We start from the raw sequence: 15,969 nt of genomic DNA on the forward strand, positions 1-15,969 counted from the left end.
TGCCCAGTGGTAACAGTGGTAACTAAGTGTCGACTCACCGGAGCGCGGGTCGCCGCGCCTCCACGTCGCTCTGGGGCGAAGTTGATTGTGCTGTCGTCGAGCACGTCAGACCGAAACTGCGAATTCCACATGCGCGAATATGTTTGAGATGTTAAGAAGTGTTCGAACTGGCGTCTGAGTGGCCCGTCCGTTTTATCATCACGACCCGAGACCTCTGCCGTGCTTTCAGCCCGTTGACTACTCGCGCATTTTAGCGCCTAACGCTTACGAGAACCGGGTTGAAGCGAAAGCTGCCCGCATACAATACGGTTCCCAAACAGACTTCCACAGAAGCATCGCCGATGCCAGATTGTATCGTGTCTCATCAGCCTGTCCCGCCGTTTGTAGACGGGGTAATCCATGCCGGAGCGTGGTCACGTCGCCAGTTGGACGCCACCCGATGACTCAACGCGTGCTGATTACCGGCGCCAACGGTTTCGTTGGCCGTGCGGCATCCCGAGCATTGCTGCAGCGCGGCGACAGCGTCGTCGGCGTAGTACGCCGCCCGCAAACCAGCGTCGAAGGCGTCCGCGAATGGCTCTTCGACGCGAACGACTTCGAAGGCATCGACCAACGCTGGCCAGTGGCAACGCGCTGCGACGCGGTTATCCACCTCGCGGCACGCGTGCACATGAAGCATGAAACGACGGCCGATCCTCTCGCGGCCTATCGCGCCACCAACGTCACAGGCGCCCTGCGCGTCGCCGCTGCCGCCCGCCGCGCGGGCGCGCGTCGCTTCGTCTTTGTCAGCAGTATCAAAGCAGTAGGAGAAAGCAGCGCCGGCCGGCCCATTACCGAAGCAGACGAACCCGCGCCCACCGACCCCTACGGCATCTCCAAGCTTGAAGCCGAGCGCGCGCTTATCGCCTACGGCCGTGAATCAGGCCTCGAAATCGTGATCGTGCGTCCGCCGCTGGTCTACGGCCCCGGCGTGCGCGCCAACTTCCTGCAGCTGATGCGTGCCATTGCTAACGGCGTTCCGCTGCCCCTCGGCTCAATTGCAGCCCGTCGCAGCCTCCTGTTCGTCGACAATCTGGCCGACGCGCTCGTGCACTGCACAACCGACCCACGCGCTGCCGGTGAGACCTTCCACGTCACTGACGGCCACGATCTAAGCGTCTCGGAGCTGGCCCGGGCACTTGCAATGCAACTGCACGCGCCGGCGCGCCTGATACCCGTTCCCGTCGGTTTGCTGAGCCTTGCCGGCCGCCTGACCGGCCGCTCTGCCCAGATCGACCGCTTGATCGGTGAGCTACGCCTCGACAGCTCTCACATCCGCGAGCGCCTCGGCTGGTACCCGCCTTATACCGTCGAACATGGCTTGCTGGAGACAGCCGCCTGGTATCGCTCAACGCACTAAACCATCCTCAATGCCGATCGCTTCGCTCCTTACCGCCCCTTTTGTGCACCAGTTTCTTTGGGGCCTATTAGCGCTGTGCGCATGCGCGGGGATCCTATGGCTTCTGCTCCGGACTGGCCTTGCCTGGCGCCTCGCCACCGACATCCCCAACGACCGTTCTCTGCATACGCGCCCAACGCCGCGCGTCGGCGGCTGGGGCATCGTGCCGGTGGTCGTGATCCTGATCTGGCTCGCCGCGCCCGCCCTATGGTTGCCTGCGCTGCTGGCTGCGCTGCTCGCCGCGTTGTCGCAAATCGACGACCGCCGCGGTTTGCCCGCCCGAGTCCGGTTTGGCGGCCACGCGGCGGCCGTGGCTGCACTGATCGTCGTCTACCCGGCCGTTGCACCTTGGTGGGCCCTGGCAGGGCTGGCGTTCTTACTCATCTGGCTGGTCAATTTGTACAATTTCATGGACGGTTCGGACGGTCTTGCCGGTGGTATGGCCCTGTTCGGCTTTGGCGGCTACGCGATCGCCGCGTCCATTTCCACCCATCCGGACCCCGCGCTGGCGCTGGCTTGCCTGGTAGTGGCGGGGGCGGCAGCGGGGTTTCTGCTGTTCAATTTTCATCCCGCCCGGATTTTTCTCGGCGACGCGGGTTCGATCCCTTTGGGCTTTCTGGCTGGCGCCCTCGGGTACTGGGGCTGGCGCGAGGGCGTGTGGCCAATCTGGTTCCCGGCGGTAAGTTTTTCTCCCTTTATCGGCGATGCGTCGGTTACTCTGCTTAAACGGCTACTCCGCGGTGAAAAGTTTTGGCAGGCGCACCGCGAACACTACTATCAAAGACTGGTGCAGGGCGGTTTCGGGCACGCATCAACGGCCCGAATTTGGTATTTGTTCATGGTCGCGGGCATAATGCTTGCTTTATGGGCACTAGGTATTGCTGTGGTTTATCAATGGCTTGTCGTCGCCGCATGGGCTGCTGTGCTCGTGCTGGGCGGGCTGTGCATTGATCGCTACTGGCGCCGCCACGTGTCCCGTTCCGGGCAATCTTGAGGTTCTGCGCAATGAAAAGATTCAAAGCCCGATGGCTTTCGTTCAGTGCGTTTGCGTTCGACTTGTGTGCGGTGGCTCTGGCCTGGCTGCTGGCCTACGTGATCCGTTTCAACGGACCCGTGCCGGCCCCGTTCTGGTCGAGCGGACTCCATGCATTGGTGTGGGTACTGCTGATCTACGCCGTAATGTTCCGCAGCTACGGGCTGTATCGGGGCATGTGGGTCTTCGCCAGCCTGCCCGACCTCGTGAGAATCGCCAAGGCGATTGGCGTCGGTGCGGTGGTGGTCGTCATTGGCTCGGCGCTCTTGCAGCCGGCCCCAGTCGTGCCACGCTCTGTCCTGATCGTGTCGCCCATGCTGCTTTTCCTCTCGATGGGCGGCTCGCGCGCGCTATACCGTGCTGCGAAGGAGTTCTATCGCTACGGCGGCCTCGTCGGGCAGGGCAAGCCCGTGCTGGTGCTCGGAGCGGGTAACGCCGGCGCGAATCTGGTGCGGGAGCTAAAACGTTCCGGAGAATGGCGCCTCGCCGGTCTGCTCGACGACGACCCGGTCAAACAGGGCCGCGAAATCTACGGCTACCGTGTGCTTGGCGCTATCAGCGATCTGCACAAGATCACGGCTGAAATGAAGGTCGAGCACGTCATCATTGCGGTGCCTTCTGCTTCGGTAGAAGCGCATCGCCGTATTGCCACGCTGTGCGTGCGCGCGGGCGTCCGCGCGATGACGCTGCCGGCGCTCACGCCGCTTACCCAGGGCCAGGCTTTCCTGTCGCGCGTGCGGCAGATCGATCTCGAAGACCTGCTTGGCCGCGATCCGGTCACGATCGACACGCAGCACGTCGAAGCGCTGCTTAAAAACCGCGTCGTGATGGTGACCGGCGCGGGCGGCTCGATCGGTTCTGAACTGTGCCGGCAAATCCTGCGCTTCGGACCGGTCCAACTGGTGGCGTTCGACGTCTCCGAGTTCTCGATCTACCGCCTCAACGAAGAGCTGCGCGATAAATATCCCGAAGTATCGGTAGTGCCGATCATCGGCGACGCGAAGGATTCGTTGCTTCTCGATCAGGTGATGGGGCGTTACTGCCCGCATATCGTCTTTCACGCCGCGGCCTACAAGCATGTGCCGCTGATGGAAGAGGTGAACACCTGGCAGGCGGTGCGCAACAATGTGCTCGGCACGTATCGCGTGGGGCGCGCAGCGATTCGCCACGACGTCGCCCATTTCGTTTTGATTTCCACCGACAAGGCCGTCAATCCGACCAACGTCATGGGCGCGAGCAAGCGTCTCGCGGAGATGGCTTGTTCAGCGTTGCAGCAGGGCGCAAAACGCACACAGTTTGAAACCGTTCGATTCGGCAATGTGCTCGGCAGTGCCGGCAGTGTGATTCCGAAGTTTCAGGAACAGATTGCGCGCGGCGGCCCGGTGACGGTCACGCACCCGGAAATCACGCGTTTTTTCATGACGATTCCGGAAGCGTCGCAACTTGTGCTGCAGGCTTCCAGCATGGGGCACGGCGGTGAAATCTTCATTCTCGACATGGGTAAGCCGGTGCGGATCGCCGACCTCGCGCATGATCTGATCCGTCTTTACGGCTTTACCGAGGAGCAGATTCGTGTGGTGTTCACCGGTCTGCGCCCCGGTGAAAAGCTGTACGAAGAATTGCTGGCGGACGACGAAACCACCACCCGTACCCCGCATCCGAAGTTGCGCATCGCGCGGGCGCGTGAAGTGCCGGACAGCTTCATCGACAATCTTCTGCCCTGGCTAATGCAGCATCGCGTGCCGAGCGACGACGAAGTACGCCGCGATCTGCGTCGCTGGGTGCCGGAGTATCAGCCGGCTACCGCACCGGCTTTGCGTAGTGTCGGTAGCGTCACGCAAGTCACGCGGGCTTCGTAGAAGCTTGCACAGGTGAGTCCAGCTGTTGTCACATGCGTGAAAAAGGCGCCTCGTGAACTGCACCTCAAAGGTTGGATCAGTGTCCAACCTTGACGGGTCAGTTCACCGCAGCAACTCGCGACAATAATTAGTTACCTCGCTGGCGATTCTCTCGATCGGAACGCTGTCGATATCCTGCTCAGCGGAAACGGTCCGTATCGTCGATTGGGAATGGAGTCGCCACTCGGGCTTGATTTGGCAGAATATCGCGACACCGGGCTTTCCGAGTGCTGCAGCGATATGCATAAGCCCCCCATCCGCGCCAATAAAAAAGGAACTCTGCTTTATCAACTCGGCTGCCGCGGCGATATTCGGCAGGTCTACGTGCGACTCGACATGACCGCAAGCAATGTCGTCATGGACCGCTCTCACAGTATCGAGCGCCATTTCGCCCGTGCCGAGCAGAATGAACCGTGGGCTCGGGACCTGCTTAGGCCAGCTCAACGAAATCTGCTTGATAAGCATCGCCCAGTTTTCGTACGTGCGTCGCTTGTCGCCACCCCCCACCGCGACCGCAATCGTAAATATCTCTGCGCTTCCCACACCCTGGTCAGAGATGCACAACGTGGGTGCGATTGGGCCAGATTCGAGCGTCGATTTGAACACGCGCGTAATCTGTTCGTACGAAAGCTGAATCCTCGAAAAATTCTCGTCCCTGCGGTGCCCCATAATCGAAAACCATGGAGTGAACGGATGGTATTGAATCTTCTTTAAGATGGTTTTCGTAGTGAGGCTTTGGACTATCACCATGTCATACCGCGCGTCGCAGTCGTCCAGCGAACGGGACACACGTCGGAACCGGGCATCCCTGACAAAAAGCTCCACCGGACCGTGTGGCATGCATAGATCGATGGATATGCACGGGTCGATCAGAAGCCTTTGTGACAGATCCATAATGGAGTCACCGATAGTGGCCCAGTCGTAATACCACAGTAATTTTTTGACTTTTTGTGGCGCGGCATGAGCTATCAAAAGCTGCTGACCGGAGAGAAGCATCAAGGCGATTCGCTTGACGGACGAAATAGATATCATGTCGATCGGGATAACGCCAAAAGTCCAGTTCATTGCGGACCCTTGGCGATTCATGGATGCAACTGATGATATTCGTGCCGGCTGCGTTCAGGCGAGAATGTGCCTTGACTATCGCTTCCTCTTCCTTACCACCATCCACCTCGGCGACTTGAACCGCACGATGCTCATATAGAGCCACACATAAGTCGCCGCAAACACCACCACAAAGCCGAACAGATGCAGCGTATGCCGCCAGAACAACGTCGCCGGTACGACTGCGATCAGGCATAGCAGCCACAGATACGGCGATGTCAGCGAGTTCCGCCGCGTCAGCTCACGAGCGGTACGCGCACCCACCGCCCAGCGCATCAACCGCTTATAAACCAGCATGTGCAGATGCACGCCGTCGGGAATCCCAGGCGACATCCCGCGAATGAACTTCTTGCGGTAGATCGAGAAGCAGGTCTCGAAGATTGGGTACATGAAAAGCAGCACCGGATACCACGCCGACACATCGCGATTGCGCATCACCAGCATGATCGACAGCTCGGCGAGCATGAAGCCGATGAAATACGCACCGCCGTCGCCGAGGAAAATCAGCCCCGCAGGGAAATTCCAGATGAAGAAGCCGAGCACCGCGCCCATCATCATGAACGACGCCGACAGCACGATCGGATCCGACACCTGGAACGCAACATAAGCGAGCGAAGCGAACATCATGAACGCGACCATCGAAGCGAGGCCGTTGAAGCCGTCGATGATATTGATCGCGTTGGCAAGCGCCGCGACGGCCAGCACGGTGACCGCGCAGGAGATCACTGCATACGAGAGCAGAAAGTCGAGCGGCGGCACGCTGATGCGCGTCACGGCGATATTCAGCAGGAAGTAGGCGAGCGCGGCGGCAGCCATCGTACAGACGAGCCGCGCGAGCGGTGAGACGCGCTTGGTCAGATCCTCGACCAATCCCGAGCCGAATGCCGGCATGCCGCATGCGATCAGCCCCAGGATGCCGCCCGACACAGCCGGATACGCATGATGCAACTGCACGGCGGACACGATCAGCCCGACCAGAATCCCGGCCCCGCCGATGCGCGGCACCGGGCGCACATGGAATTTCTGCACGCCGGCCAGATCGGTATCGGTCGAGAATTTTTCATGCAAATGCGCATAGCGCACGATCAACAGCGTGATCAGCAGTGAAACGAGGAAGCCGAGCGCAAAACTAAGCATGAAAGTGGGCCTGAGCGAAGACGCCGAATTATACAAACGAAACGCATGGCGCCCAGAAAAGCAGCGTTCGCGCCACGTGGGCGAAAAATCCCAGATAGTGAAGCTTTGGCTACCCGCAAAGCTATGCCTGTCATGGATTCCACCTATGCAGGGAGGTCTCGCGAGGGCCGTTAACCTAGATGCGGTGAAGTGTTGGTTGCCGGCGAAAAAGACGATCGCCGACGCATCACGGGGTTCGCCGCCGATCAATGAGACGTTCCGGAGACCCAATGCTTAACAACATCACCATTCGTGGCGGCCTGACGCTAGTGATCAGCGTATTCGTCGTTTTCCTGCTGACCGTGATCGGCGTCGGCTACGGCGCGCTCAAGCTCGCGAATAGCAGCCTCGACGAAACCCAGCACAGCGCCGCGGCGCTGTCGCATCTGAAGGCGAGCTCGGAGAAGCTGCTGCAAGTGCAGCTCGCGCTCGGCTCCTATCAGACGCTCTTCAGCGTCGGCAAGCAGACCGACGACCTGTTGCCGGCCGCGCATAAGGTGCTGGTCGAGTCGAACAAGGACTTCGGCAACTACATGGCCGGCCCGTTCGCAAGCGAAGACGAGAAAAAGCTCGCGCAGAACGTCGAGCAGGCGCGCAGCGCGCTCGTCGATAAGGCGATCGAACCGGAGTTCAAGGCGCTCAACGACTTCGACTTCAATACCTTCCGCAACATCCAGGGCGAAACGGCGAACGCCTTCTACGCGACCTATTCGAAGGCCATCGACGCGCTGCAGCGCCTGCAGACGGACAGCCAGCGCAAGCAGGCCGAGACGGGAGCCCAGCGGTTCCAGCTTGCGACGCTGCTGTTCGCGGGGATCGGCGCGATTTCTATCGTGATTGGTGTGATGGCGAGGGTCGGTTTGTCGGCGGCGGTGATCAAGCCCGTCAATATGACCATTAAACACTTCGAGCGCATTGCCGCGGGCGATCTGACGATCGCCATCAAAAGCAGGTCGCGCAACGAGATGGGCCAGCTATTGAGCGCGCTGACGAAGATGCGCGATGGCCTCGTCGAAACGGTGGCAAAGGTGCGCGGCAGCACGACGGCGATCACGCAAGGCGCGAACGAGATCGCCTCCGGCAACGCCGACCTGTCGTCACGCACCGAGCAGCAGGCGGCGGCACTCCAACAGACGGCGGCGAGCATGGAGCAGTTGTCGGCAACGGTGAAGCAGAACGCGGACAACGCGAAGCAGGCGAACCGGTTGGCGCAGGGCGCGTTAGAAACAGTAACGCGCGGTGGCGCCGTGGTGTCGCGTGTCACGGAGACAATGGATGGGATCTCCGAGTCGTCGAGGAAGGTGGCTGAGATCATCGGCATGATCGAGGGGATAGCGTTTCAGACTAACATCCTCGCCTTGAACGCGGCCGTCGAGGCAGCCCGTGCGGGCGAGCAGGGGCGCGGCTTCGCGGTGGTGGCCTCGGAAGTGCGTAGCCTCGCGCAACGCTCCGGCTCGGCTGCGAAGGAGATCAAGGAATTGATCGGCGAATCGGCCACCAAGGTGGAGCAGGGGGCATCGCTCGTGTCCGACGCACAGAAGACGATTCACGAAGCCATGGACGCGGTTCAACGGGTCACGGGCGTAATGAACGAGATTGAAGCGTCCGCGCATGAGCAGAGCGACGGTATCGAACAGGTCAACAAGGCCATCACACAGATCGACGAGGTGACGCAACACAATGCCGCACTGGTCGAAGAGGCCGCTGCGGCTGCGAAATCGCTGGAAGAGCACGCTGTCGCGTTGCGCGATGCAGTGGCTGTGTTTCAGGTGGCTGCCTAGAAGAGAACAGACGAAAAAAACCCCGCCGGAGCGGGGTTGATCGGCTGACGATCTTAATTCGTGGCGCCTGCACCACCCGCTGCGATCGGGGTGCTATAAGCGGACACCGCCGCCATGGTCGTGCCGGTGACAGGGAAATTCGATTTTGAATTGCCATTATTCTGCAAGGCCGGTGACCCGAGCGCCGAATACAAGGTGCTGTTCTGGACTGTGCCTGTCTCGGTGCCGTTGCCTACGAACTGGAAGCCAACAAAGCCCGGATTGACAATCTGGTTGCCGCTCATGTTCACGCCGCTGATGCTGTAGGTAGAGCCTTGTGAGTTGTAGACCGTTACAGTGCCTTGAGACGCGCCGCCATGGAGAAACGTATTGCCGGTGACGGTTACGTTGGATACGCCAAAAGTGTTGTATTCAGATTCCGCCGATATGTACAAGTCGGCATATGAATCGGTGTTGTCCACGACGTTGCTGGTGTAGGTGACATTGTTGCCGCCCACCACTGACAGCCCGCGGCCCCAGACCTGACCCTTGACCGTGTTGTTCTTGACGGTGATGTTCTGGACGATAGGTGCGTTCGAATAGCTGACGATCGAGATGCCATCATCGCCCGAGCCGGTGACCAGATTTCCGCTGATGACGGTGCCGTTCGCGCCGTTCGTATTCGTAATGCTATCGGCCAGGGTGTTCTGCACCGTATTGTTCTGGATCGTGCCGCCTTGGCCACCGTTGTTAAAAATGCCGGCGCTGGCAGAGCCAGTAATCGTGAGGCCCTGAACATTGAAATTCTTGGCACCGTCGATCCATACCATGGCTGTCTCCCACGCGCCATTCGAACGAGTCGTGGCCGGGCTCGTCATCGCAAAATTGGATAGCGATGCGCCAGTGCCAGTCAGATGAATAGCCTCGTTGGCGACGTTGGTTGCCTTCAGGATCGAAGCTTTGCCGGCGCCCGTGACTGCAATGCCATTCACATTGAGCATGTTCGAATAGACAAACGTCCCTGCCGGAATGCTCACGCTACTGCCATTCGCCGCTGCGGCAGTCAACGCATTCTGGATAGCGTTCGTGCTATCCGTTTTGCCGGTGGGGTCCGCGTTGTACGGCGCTTGCGTGATCGAGATTACACCGGAGGTCGGCGTTGCCGATGATGCAGCCGACGGCGAAGATGCGGGCGTCGACGATCCCGGCCGGCGCAATCTGTTCGCCGTCGCGGTGGGATCGGAACCATCAGAGCCGCCGCCGCCGCATGCAGCAAGAATGGAGCACGAAACGAGAAGGGCGGACAAGGTCTTGGCCGGTAAACTAACTGTCATAAAAAATCTCAAAAAAATTAAACAAGGTCGTCCGGAGGCGACGTATGGATTAGGCGGATGAAACGTTTGCTTGTGACGAAATTCCTCAGGCGATGCCGTCAGCAACAGGCATGACGCCAGACTCCATAGCTTTCGCCAGTGAATGGATAGGTGTCCAAACTGTTATTGCTATTCGTGAATTGAACATTCACGCCGAATCGATGACTTAAACTCCGCGCTACATCGCGGCAAGCGTGTTCTTGAACGTCAGCGAACCGCCGAGTTTGAGCCCGAAGCACATTTTTGCCTGAACCGATAACACGGCGCAGCCGTGGATCTACGCCTGCTTATCCGGCATCTGTGCGACGGTGGCGCCAGTCGAAATCTGCACGCGCGGTGCAGTGCGCGCTTCGGCGAAGCGAGCGATGAACGATGTCCGCCCGCTACCTGAGTCAGCGACCGCAATTCTCGGCGCGTATCTTCGAGGGCTTCTCACGCGGAAATGATCTTCCGGAGAACTCTATTGACTTATTCGTACTACGAATTAAATATATTGAAAGCATACTGATCCTTTGTCGTTGCCAAAAAAGTACGGGAAGTACAGGGATGGCGTGCCTGCCGGTTCAGTTACAGGCACTAAGGACTACGATCTTTTGGCGAGCAATTCTGCTCACTGCGAATGCTGCCAACCGCTGCCGGTTACGCAGCGGTACTGCCGCCGAGTTGCTCATTCCGGGTTCGCCGGCACAACTCGTTCACCTGTTTGCTGCAGCGACACGTCGCGAGCGCGCACGCTACAAGTAGCGCCACGCGACCGATCGTGCGAACAGGAGACAAGGGCACTCGCCCCGCGCGCTTCAATGGAACGGCATCGAAGTGGGCGGTAGATCTTTCTACATAAGATTCCACAGGCACGAATTATATTCGCAAAGAAACGTTTCAATCTTGAAACAAGCCAGAATTGCCGGAAAAAAGCGATAGCTTCTTGCATCTAATCGTCAGAAGACAATTTGTCCTTCTCTCGACTGATATATGAAATAATCGCCTCGCCTAGGTCAATTAGTGACAGAAGATATCTAGCGAAACGCGCAAATGCGTAGAAACGACTGTTTTAAATTGTCTTATCAATGGAATTTGTACAATTTCTTCCGACGTTTTCAACGGGCGCTTACCCTCATTGTTGCCGTGTTCGATGCCATGGTTAACCCCGCCTAAACAACGACTTGTCATGCTTTTCGATGAATGTTTTTAACGAAGCGCAAGTGGGTCCGAAGACGCTTGTGAGGGAGGGAGGCTTCTTCTGGCAACCGCTGCGAGAGTAGATCAACCTGAAGCATCTGTTCTCGCAGGCTTAGCCGACCCGATCAGCCAGGAACGATCGTTCGTACTGGTAGCGACCCGGTTTGCGGTGTGGGGGATGGCATCGCAAGGATCTACACATTCATCTCGAGTGTAGATTCATGGGCGCGAGCTGAATTTCTGTCGGTCGTGAAAGAGCAATATGGATAGGATGCCGTACGAAATAGCTAACTCGCGGCCGGCTGAGAGGCGGCAAGCAATGCGCGCGTACCGCTTGACGTCACCACGATCCTTGCGTCTGCGGGTGCGATCGGGGACGGGGCAGCCCCGCCTTGCCAGATCACCAGTGCGTCGTCCTTGTCCGGTCCATAGCCGAGTTCCTCGGCGGCGTATGGAAGCACGCGGGCAAAGCGGCGGCGCAGTAGCGGTGAGGCGTCGAAGCAGTGACCGAACACCGGGTTGTAGTAGGCGATATAGACGCTGCGGTGCTCGGCAGCCAGTGCCGCCTCCACGCCGGCAACGACCTTGGCGATGAGTTCGGCTCCAAATGGGTTGTATAAAAAGAGTACGAGGTCGCCGGCGGGCAGAGGGAAGGTGCTGGCATCGCCTACCGCGAGCCGCACGGCAGTCCGTTGCGGATAGCGTTGGGCAATGATGGCGGCGTTGCGGCGGGCGATCTCGGCCAGAGGTGGCGATAGCTCGACGCCGCAGATATCCCGGAAGGGGAACTCCGACGCAACGAGCAGCGCACGACCCTTGCCACAACCGAGGTCCAGGAAAGTGCAGGAGTCGACGGGAGGCAGCGCTGCTAGCGCGAGGCGCAGTACGCTCGGTTGCGACCCGGCATATGGAAATGCGTGGTCGCGGAAGGACTCGTTCGCGAGCAGTTCCTCGGCAGGGACGTATCCGCTGGTATCGGTGCCGTAGCGGCGATCGAATGGATGGAGCCTGTCCCAGCCATTCCCGTAGAGAATATGCGACCCTGGGATCTTCTCGATCAGCCCGTGAACGGACGGTCGGTCGACGATGGCCGAAACGACGGAAAGTCGTCCGACGGCGCTAGCGAAACTTTTGATGGTGGTCTTCAGGTTACGCACGTGTCCCTCGGCATCTCATTGGGTTCGTGGTGTTACGTCCGCACTGATTCCAGAACGTCGAGCAATTGACGTGCAGACCGCTCCCACCGGAAATCGCGAGCATGTTCCCTTCCGCGTTCGCGCCAGATTTCGCGCAGCGCGGCGTCCTCTATCATCTGCCTGACCTTGTCCGCGATGTCGTCGACCGAATGCGCATCACAGTACATCGCCGCATCGCCGCATACCTCCGGAAGCGAGGCTTCACGCGACACGATAACAGGACACCCACAAGACATCGCTTCAAGCGGCGGCAATCCGAAGCCCTCGTATAGCGAGGGGAACACAAAACAGGCTGCATTTTCATACAGCGCTCTCAATTCACCGTCCGATACGAATCCCGCGGCGATGATGTTTTGCGACACGTCGTAACTCGCCTTCGCTCGTGGATTGAAGACCCGCAAATCGCATCCACCAACGACAACAAACTTCCAGTCACGGCGATCGCTCAGGCGCTCCATTGCGGCAACTATGCGTGAAAGGTTCTTTCCTACCGAGAGACTTCCGACGGCGAGTACGTAACGATCGTTCTGCAGATTCAACCGTGACAGAATCGCCGTGTCCGGTGTGATCTTTTCAAAGTGGTCCACGCCATTCCAGACCACCGAAATGCGTGATGCGTCGACGCCAAGGCGCTCCATGATGCGTGTCTTTGAGAATTCCGACACCGTCACGATGTGTCTGGCGTTGCGCTTCAGGAGCGAAAACGCGATGCGATACCAAAGCCTGTACTTCCACGAGTAATTTTCCGGCAGATCGTAGATCGCAACGTCATGCATCATCACGACCTGCCGACGAACGAATAACGGGCCCATGTTGCAAAGGCTGAGAAGCGTTCGGCCGCCCGCCGCGAAAGGCAGTGCCAGTTGTTCCCACAGAGAACCCTTCAACCACCGACCGACCACTTTTGCCTTCGGCAAGACAACGTCGGTCCGTGCGTTGACAGGAATCAACACAGGAAGTTCGGTATCCTCAGGAAACAGGCGCTGGAACGCCATCGCGAGTTCATAACCAACACGCTGCACCCCTGTTATGCGTTGAGACGCAAACTTGCCATTGATTGCAAACCCGGCAGCGGGACCGTGCCACTGAGCGTATTGCGCCGAGCGGGCGTCCGCCGGCAGCGCGGCGTCAACAGCAGCTTCTCCCCGCCGCGCGTTGGACGCCTCCACCAACTGTTTCATCAGATATCGCTCCGGTATGCTAGGCGAGGTGGGCATCGGGAAGGGGCTGTCAGCCGGCACAAGGTGTCCGCACCGTGCGAGTTCGTCGACGTACCGCTCACAGACTCGCTGAGTCAGGTGCTCACACTACTTGGCTTTTCAGAGCGAGGTTTCACTCGCCAAGGTAGCAGGGAAATTCGCGCGAGAATGTTTCGTCGACGCGCGGAATGCAAGTCATGCTGTAGTGCCTGCTGAAGCTCAGGGCGGCGCACCGTTGCGGTTCCCAATTTAGCCACGACGATGCCCGCCGCGACATTGGAAAGCACAACGGCTTCGTCCAGCGGCATACCGGCACCGAGCGCGGCACTCAGCGTGGCAACGACGGTGTCTCCCGCCCCCGTCACGTCGAACACCTCTCGCGCGCGCGTCGGCAAATGCAACGGGGCATGGCCGCGAGCAATTAACGTCATGCCTTTCTCGCTGCGGGTCACGAGTACCGCTTCGAGATCGATCGCGTCGCAAAGGGCGGCGCCCTTGCGTTCGATAGCGGCGTCACTCTCGCAAGACCCGACGACCGCTTCGAACTCGGAAAAGTTGGGCGTAATGACGGTGGCGCCGCGATAACGGTCGAAGTCTGTTCCTTTCGGATCGACGATCACGGTTTTTCCTGCGCGCCGGGCGGCGGAAATCAGGTTCTTTGAATCGTGCAGTGAGCCTTTGGCGTAATCGGACAAGACGACGGCATCCACTTCGCTCAACTGCCGCTCAAAGGCGAATATCAACTCATCGCCGTTCCGTGCGGGGAAATGGTCCTCAAAGTCCGCCCTGATCATCTGCTGATGGCGAGAAAGAATGCGAAGCTTCGTAATCGTCTTGCTGCCCACGACGCGTTGGAGGAAGGCGTCGACACCGCCTTCGCGCAGCAACTCTTCAATTCGATCGGCGTGCGCGTCCTGCCCGGCGAGGCCGAGAAGACGAACATGAGCCCCGAGTGCCGCCGCGTTCAGCGCGACGTTTCCCGCGCCGCCGACACGCGTCTCTTCGGTTTGCACATGGACGACAGGAACGGGCGCCTCCGGCGAGATCCGGGAGGTCGAGCCGTGCCAATACCAGTCGAGCATGACATCGCCCACAACCATTAATTGAGCGCGGTCGAAATCAGGAGGCGAAAGCTTCACCGGCGGGTTTCTTGTCATGGCGGCCTAGATTGATCGAATAGACTTCACTCAAAGCGTCGGCGACAGAAGCGACGCTTATGTTTCCCATCACGTACTTTGCATTTCTGGGGTATTCGAACCCAAGATTCAGGAACATTCCACCTTCTCGCTTGGGCACCGCAATGACTCCACGCTCTTTATTGACAGGGCCCCATCGAAACGGATTCGTAGGACCGTGTAGACTGATCATTGGGGTATCCAGCATGGCAGACAAATGCATGATTCCGGTGTTGACGCAAACTATGCACTCTGCCTGCCTTACGATTCCAACCACCTCCGTTAAGCTCACTTTGGCTGCCACGCTCACGACCTTTTGGCTGCCAATCAGGTCAACCAGTTGCTGAGCCCGTGTGGCGTCTTCCGGGCCCCCGGTTATGGCAATGGCATAGCCGTTATCAATCAATGTACGTGCAAGGTTGCGCCAGCACTCCATGGGCCATTCGCGCATTTCAAAATTTGTTCCAGCGGCCCATGGATGAAAAACAACATATTTATCGTCAATGACGAATGGCAAACCAGTGGGGCGGATATCTTTGGTTATTCTCGGATATTCCGTCGACTCAATTCCCAGAGGGCGTAACAATCTTCTGAAGTTATCCAGCTCATGAAGGCCGTCGCAATGTTCGATGCTTGTATCGTAAGCATAGTGGCGGAATTGACGCCTGGTCTTGAAGCCAATTGTGAATTTCGTCCTCGCAAAAGCCGCCAATAGGGCCGAAATCCTCGGCCATTGCGAGGTATCGATCAAGACATCAACTTCGTGCTTTCTTATTTCCCTGAGTGCATTCAACGGGCTGGTCAAAGGGACGATGACAATTTCGTCGAGGCCATCGAACAATTCATAGATGCGGGCGTTGCTTCGTGAAGCAAATACCACCACTCTGGAGATCTTTTTTACTTTCCTCAACTCAGAAATAATTATCGACGACAAAATCGAGTCGCCGATCGCAGCGAAGGCAAACACGCCTGCCGTCACGCACTCGGTCGGTAGGCGTCGCTTTTTGCGGAACGCCCCTAGCACGTACAAAAAGGCGCCACCAAAAATCAGGTCGACGCGCTTCAGAAAATTCTGTCCACGCTCGTTTTTCATTTCAGGTCCAGCGACATTTCAAGCCAGGAATTCTTTGATTCCCGATAGTCGTGACGACCTCGGGCTCGGGCACGGGCAGATAATCGTTGCGTTCCACCAGGCGTTTCTCGCCAGGTGTCTTCACGTTCTCGTCGTTCGAGCAATGTTGCCAATTCCGCCTCGCTCGTCTGCTGGATGATCTGACGTGCACCGCGCTGGACCAGGTCATCCAGGCTGCCCAACGTTGCCGCTGCACCGTTGTTCGCTTCCTCCGTCAACCCTGCACATCAGATCCGACGATAACCTCGAGGCATTCACACGCCAGAGCGGAAGGTCGCAACAATCGGCGACTTCGAGCGTCGACAG

Annotated in this window: 12 protein-coding genes; 4 read left to right on the forward strand and 8 right to left on the reverse strand. The window is 58.6% G+C overall.

From position 1 onward, the window contains the following. Positions 1 to 439: 439 nt before the first annotated feature. The 3 genes from PQQ86_RS03370 to PQQ86_RS03380 are packed head-to-tail and all read left to right on the forward strand — an operon-like array spanning position 440 to position 4,330. Positions 440 to 1,399 (forward strand): UDP-glucose 4-epimerase family protein, encoded by a 960-nt coding sequence (locus PQQ86_RS03370; RefSeq protein WP_408264944.1) that lies wholly within the window; start codon positions 440 to 442, stop codon positions 1,397 to 1,399. 10 nt (positions 1,400 to 1,409) lie between these two features. Next, entirely contained in the window at positions 1,410 to 2,432 is a 1,023-nt protein-coding gene (locus PQQ86_RS03375; protein WP_408264945.1) for an MraY family glycosyltransferase, read from the forward strand. Between the two features lie 11 nt (positions 2,433 to 2,443). Then, entirely contained in the window at positions 2,444 to 4,330 is a 1,887-nt protein-coding gene (locus PQQ86_RS03380; RefSeq protein ID WP_408264946.1) for a polysaccharide biosynthesis protein, read from the forward strand. Between the two features lie 102 nt (positions 4,331 to 4,432). Here the strand turns inward: PQQ86_RS03380 and PQQ86_RS03385 are convergent, their stop codons facing one another. Together PQQ86_RS03385 and PQQ86_RS03390 are read right to left on the reverse strand one after the other, a co-directional pair. After that, positions 4,433 to 5,434 carry a glycosyltransferase family 9 protein gene (locus PQQ86_RS03385; protein WP_408264947.1) on the reverse strand — a complete coding sequence of 334 codons (1,002 nt, stop codon included), beginning with the start codon at positions 5,432 to 5,434 and terminating at the stop codon, positions 4,433 to 4,435. A gap of 75 nt (positions 5,435 to 5,509) precedes the next feature. Beyond that, entirely contained in the window at positions 5,510 to 6,610 is a 1,101-nt protein-coding gene (locus tag PQQ86_RS03390) for an MraY family glycosyltransferase (RefSeq protein WP_408264948.1), read from the reverse strand. Positions 6,611 to 6,879: 269 nt separating this feature from the next. Here PQQ86_RS03390 and PQQ86_RS03395 point away from each other — a divergent pair, with 269 nt between their 5' ends. Further along, complete coding sequence (locus PQQ86_RS03395) at positions 6,880 to 8,430, forward strand: methyl-accepting chemotaxis protein (RefSeq protein WP_408264949.1); 1,551 nt, start codon at positions 6,880 to 6,882, stop codon at positions 8,428 to 8,430. Positions 8,431 to 8,483: 53 nt separating this feature from the next. On the opposite strand, the gene PQQ86_RS03400 is transcribed toward PQQ86_RS03395, so the two are convergent. From PQQ86_RS03400 to PQQ86_RS03420, 6 genes are all read right to left on the reverse strand, one after another. Continuing rightward, on the reverse strand, positions 8,484 to 9,848 hold the full coding sequence (locus tag PQQ86_RS03400; protein ID WP_408264950.1) for a glycosyl hydrolase family 28-related protein: 1,365 nt from the start codon (positions 9,846 to 9,848) through the stop codon (positions 8,484 to 8,486). A gap of 1,238 nt (positions 9,849 to 11,086) precedes the next feature. Continuing rightward, positions 11,087 to 11,146 (reverse strand): APAP(6x)LPVTG-CTERM sorting domain-containing protein, encoded by a 60-nt coding sequence (locus PQQ86_RS39770; protein ID WP_507028554.1) that lies wholly within the window; start codon positions 11,144 to 11,146, stop codon positions 11,087 to 11,089. 102 nt (positions 11,147 to 11,248) lie between these two features. Continuing rightward, on the reverse strand, positions 11,249 to 12,118 hold the full coding sequence (locus PQQ86_RS03405; RefSeq protein ID WP_408264951.1) for a class I SAM-dependent methyltransferase: 870 nt from the start codon (positions 12,116 to 12,118) through the stop codon (positions 11,249 to 11,251). 32 nt (positions 12,119 to 12,150) lie between these two features. Continuing rightward, entirely contained in the window at positions 12,151 to 13,338 is a 1,188-nt protein-coding gene (locus PQQ86_RS03410) for a glycosyltransferase family 4 protein (protein WP_408264952.1), read from the reverse strand. Positions 13,339 to 13,451: 113 nt separating this feature from the next. Beyond that, positions 13,452 to 14,513, reverse strand: a complete 1,062-nt coding sequence (rfaE1, locus tag PQQ86_RS03415) for a D-glycero-beta-D-manno-heptose-7-phosphate kinase (protein ID WP_408264953.1) — start codon at positions 14,511 to 14,513, stop codon at positions 13,452 to 13,454. Then, on the reverse strand, positions 14,476 to 15,624 hold the full coding sequence (locus PQQ86_RS03420; RefSeq protein WP_408264954.1) for a glycosyltransferase family 9 protein: 1,149 nt from the start codon (positions 15,622 to 15,624) through the stop codon (positions 14,476 to 14,478). The genes rfaE1 and PQQ86_RS03420 overlap by 38 nt, the downstream gene beginning before the upstream one ends. Between the last annotated feature and the right edge of the window lie 345 nt (positions 15,625 to 15,969).

Origin of the sequence: Paraburkholderia sediminicola, assembly GCF_046026675.1 — a bacterium.
GTDB classification, from domain to species: Bacteria; Pseudomonadota; Gammaproteobacteria; order Burkholderiales; family Burkholderiaceae; genus Paraburkholderia; species Paraburkholderia sediminicola_F.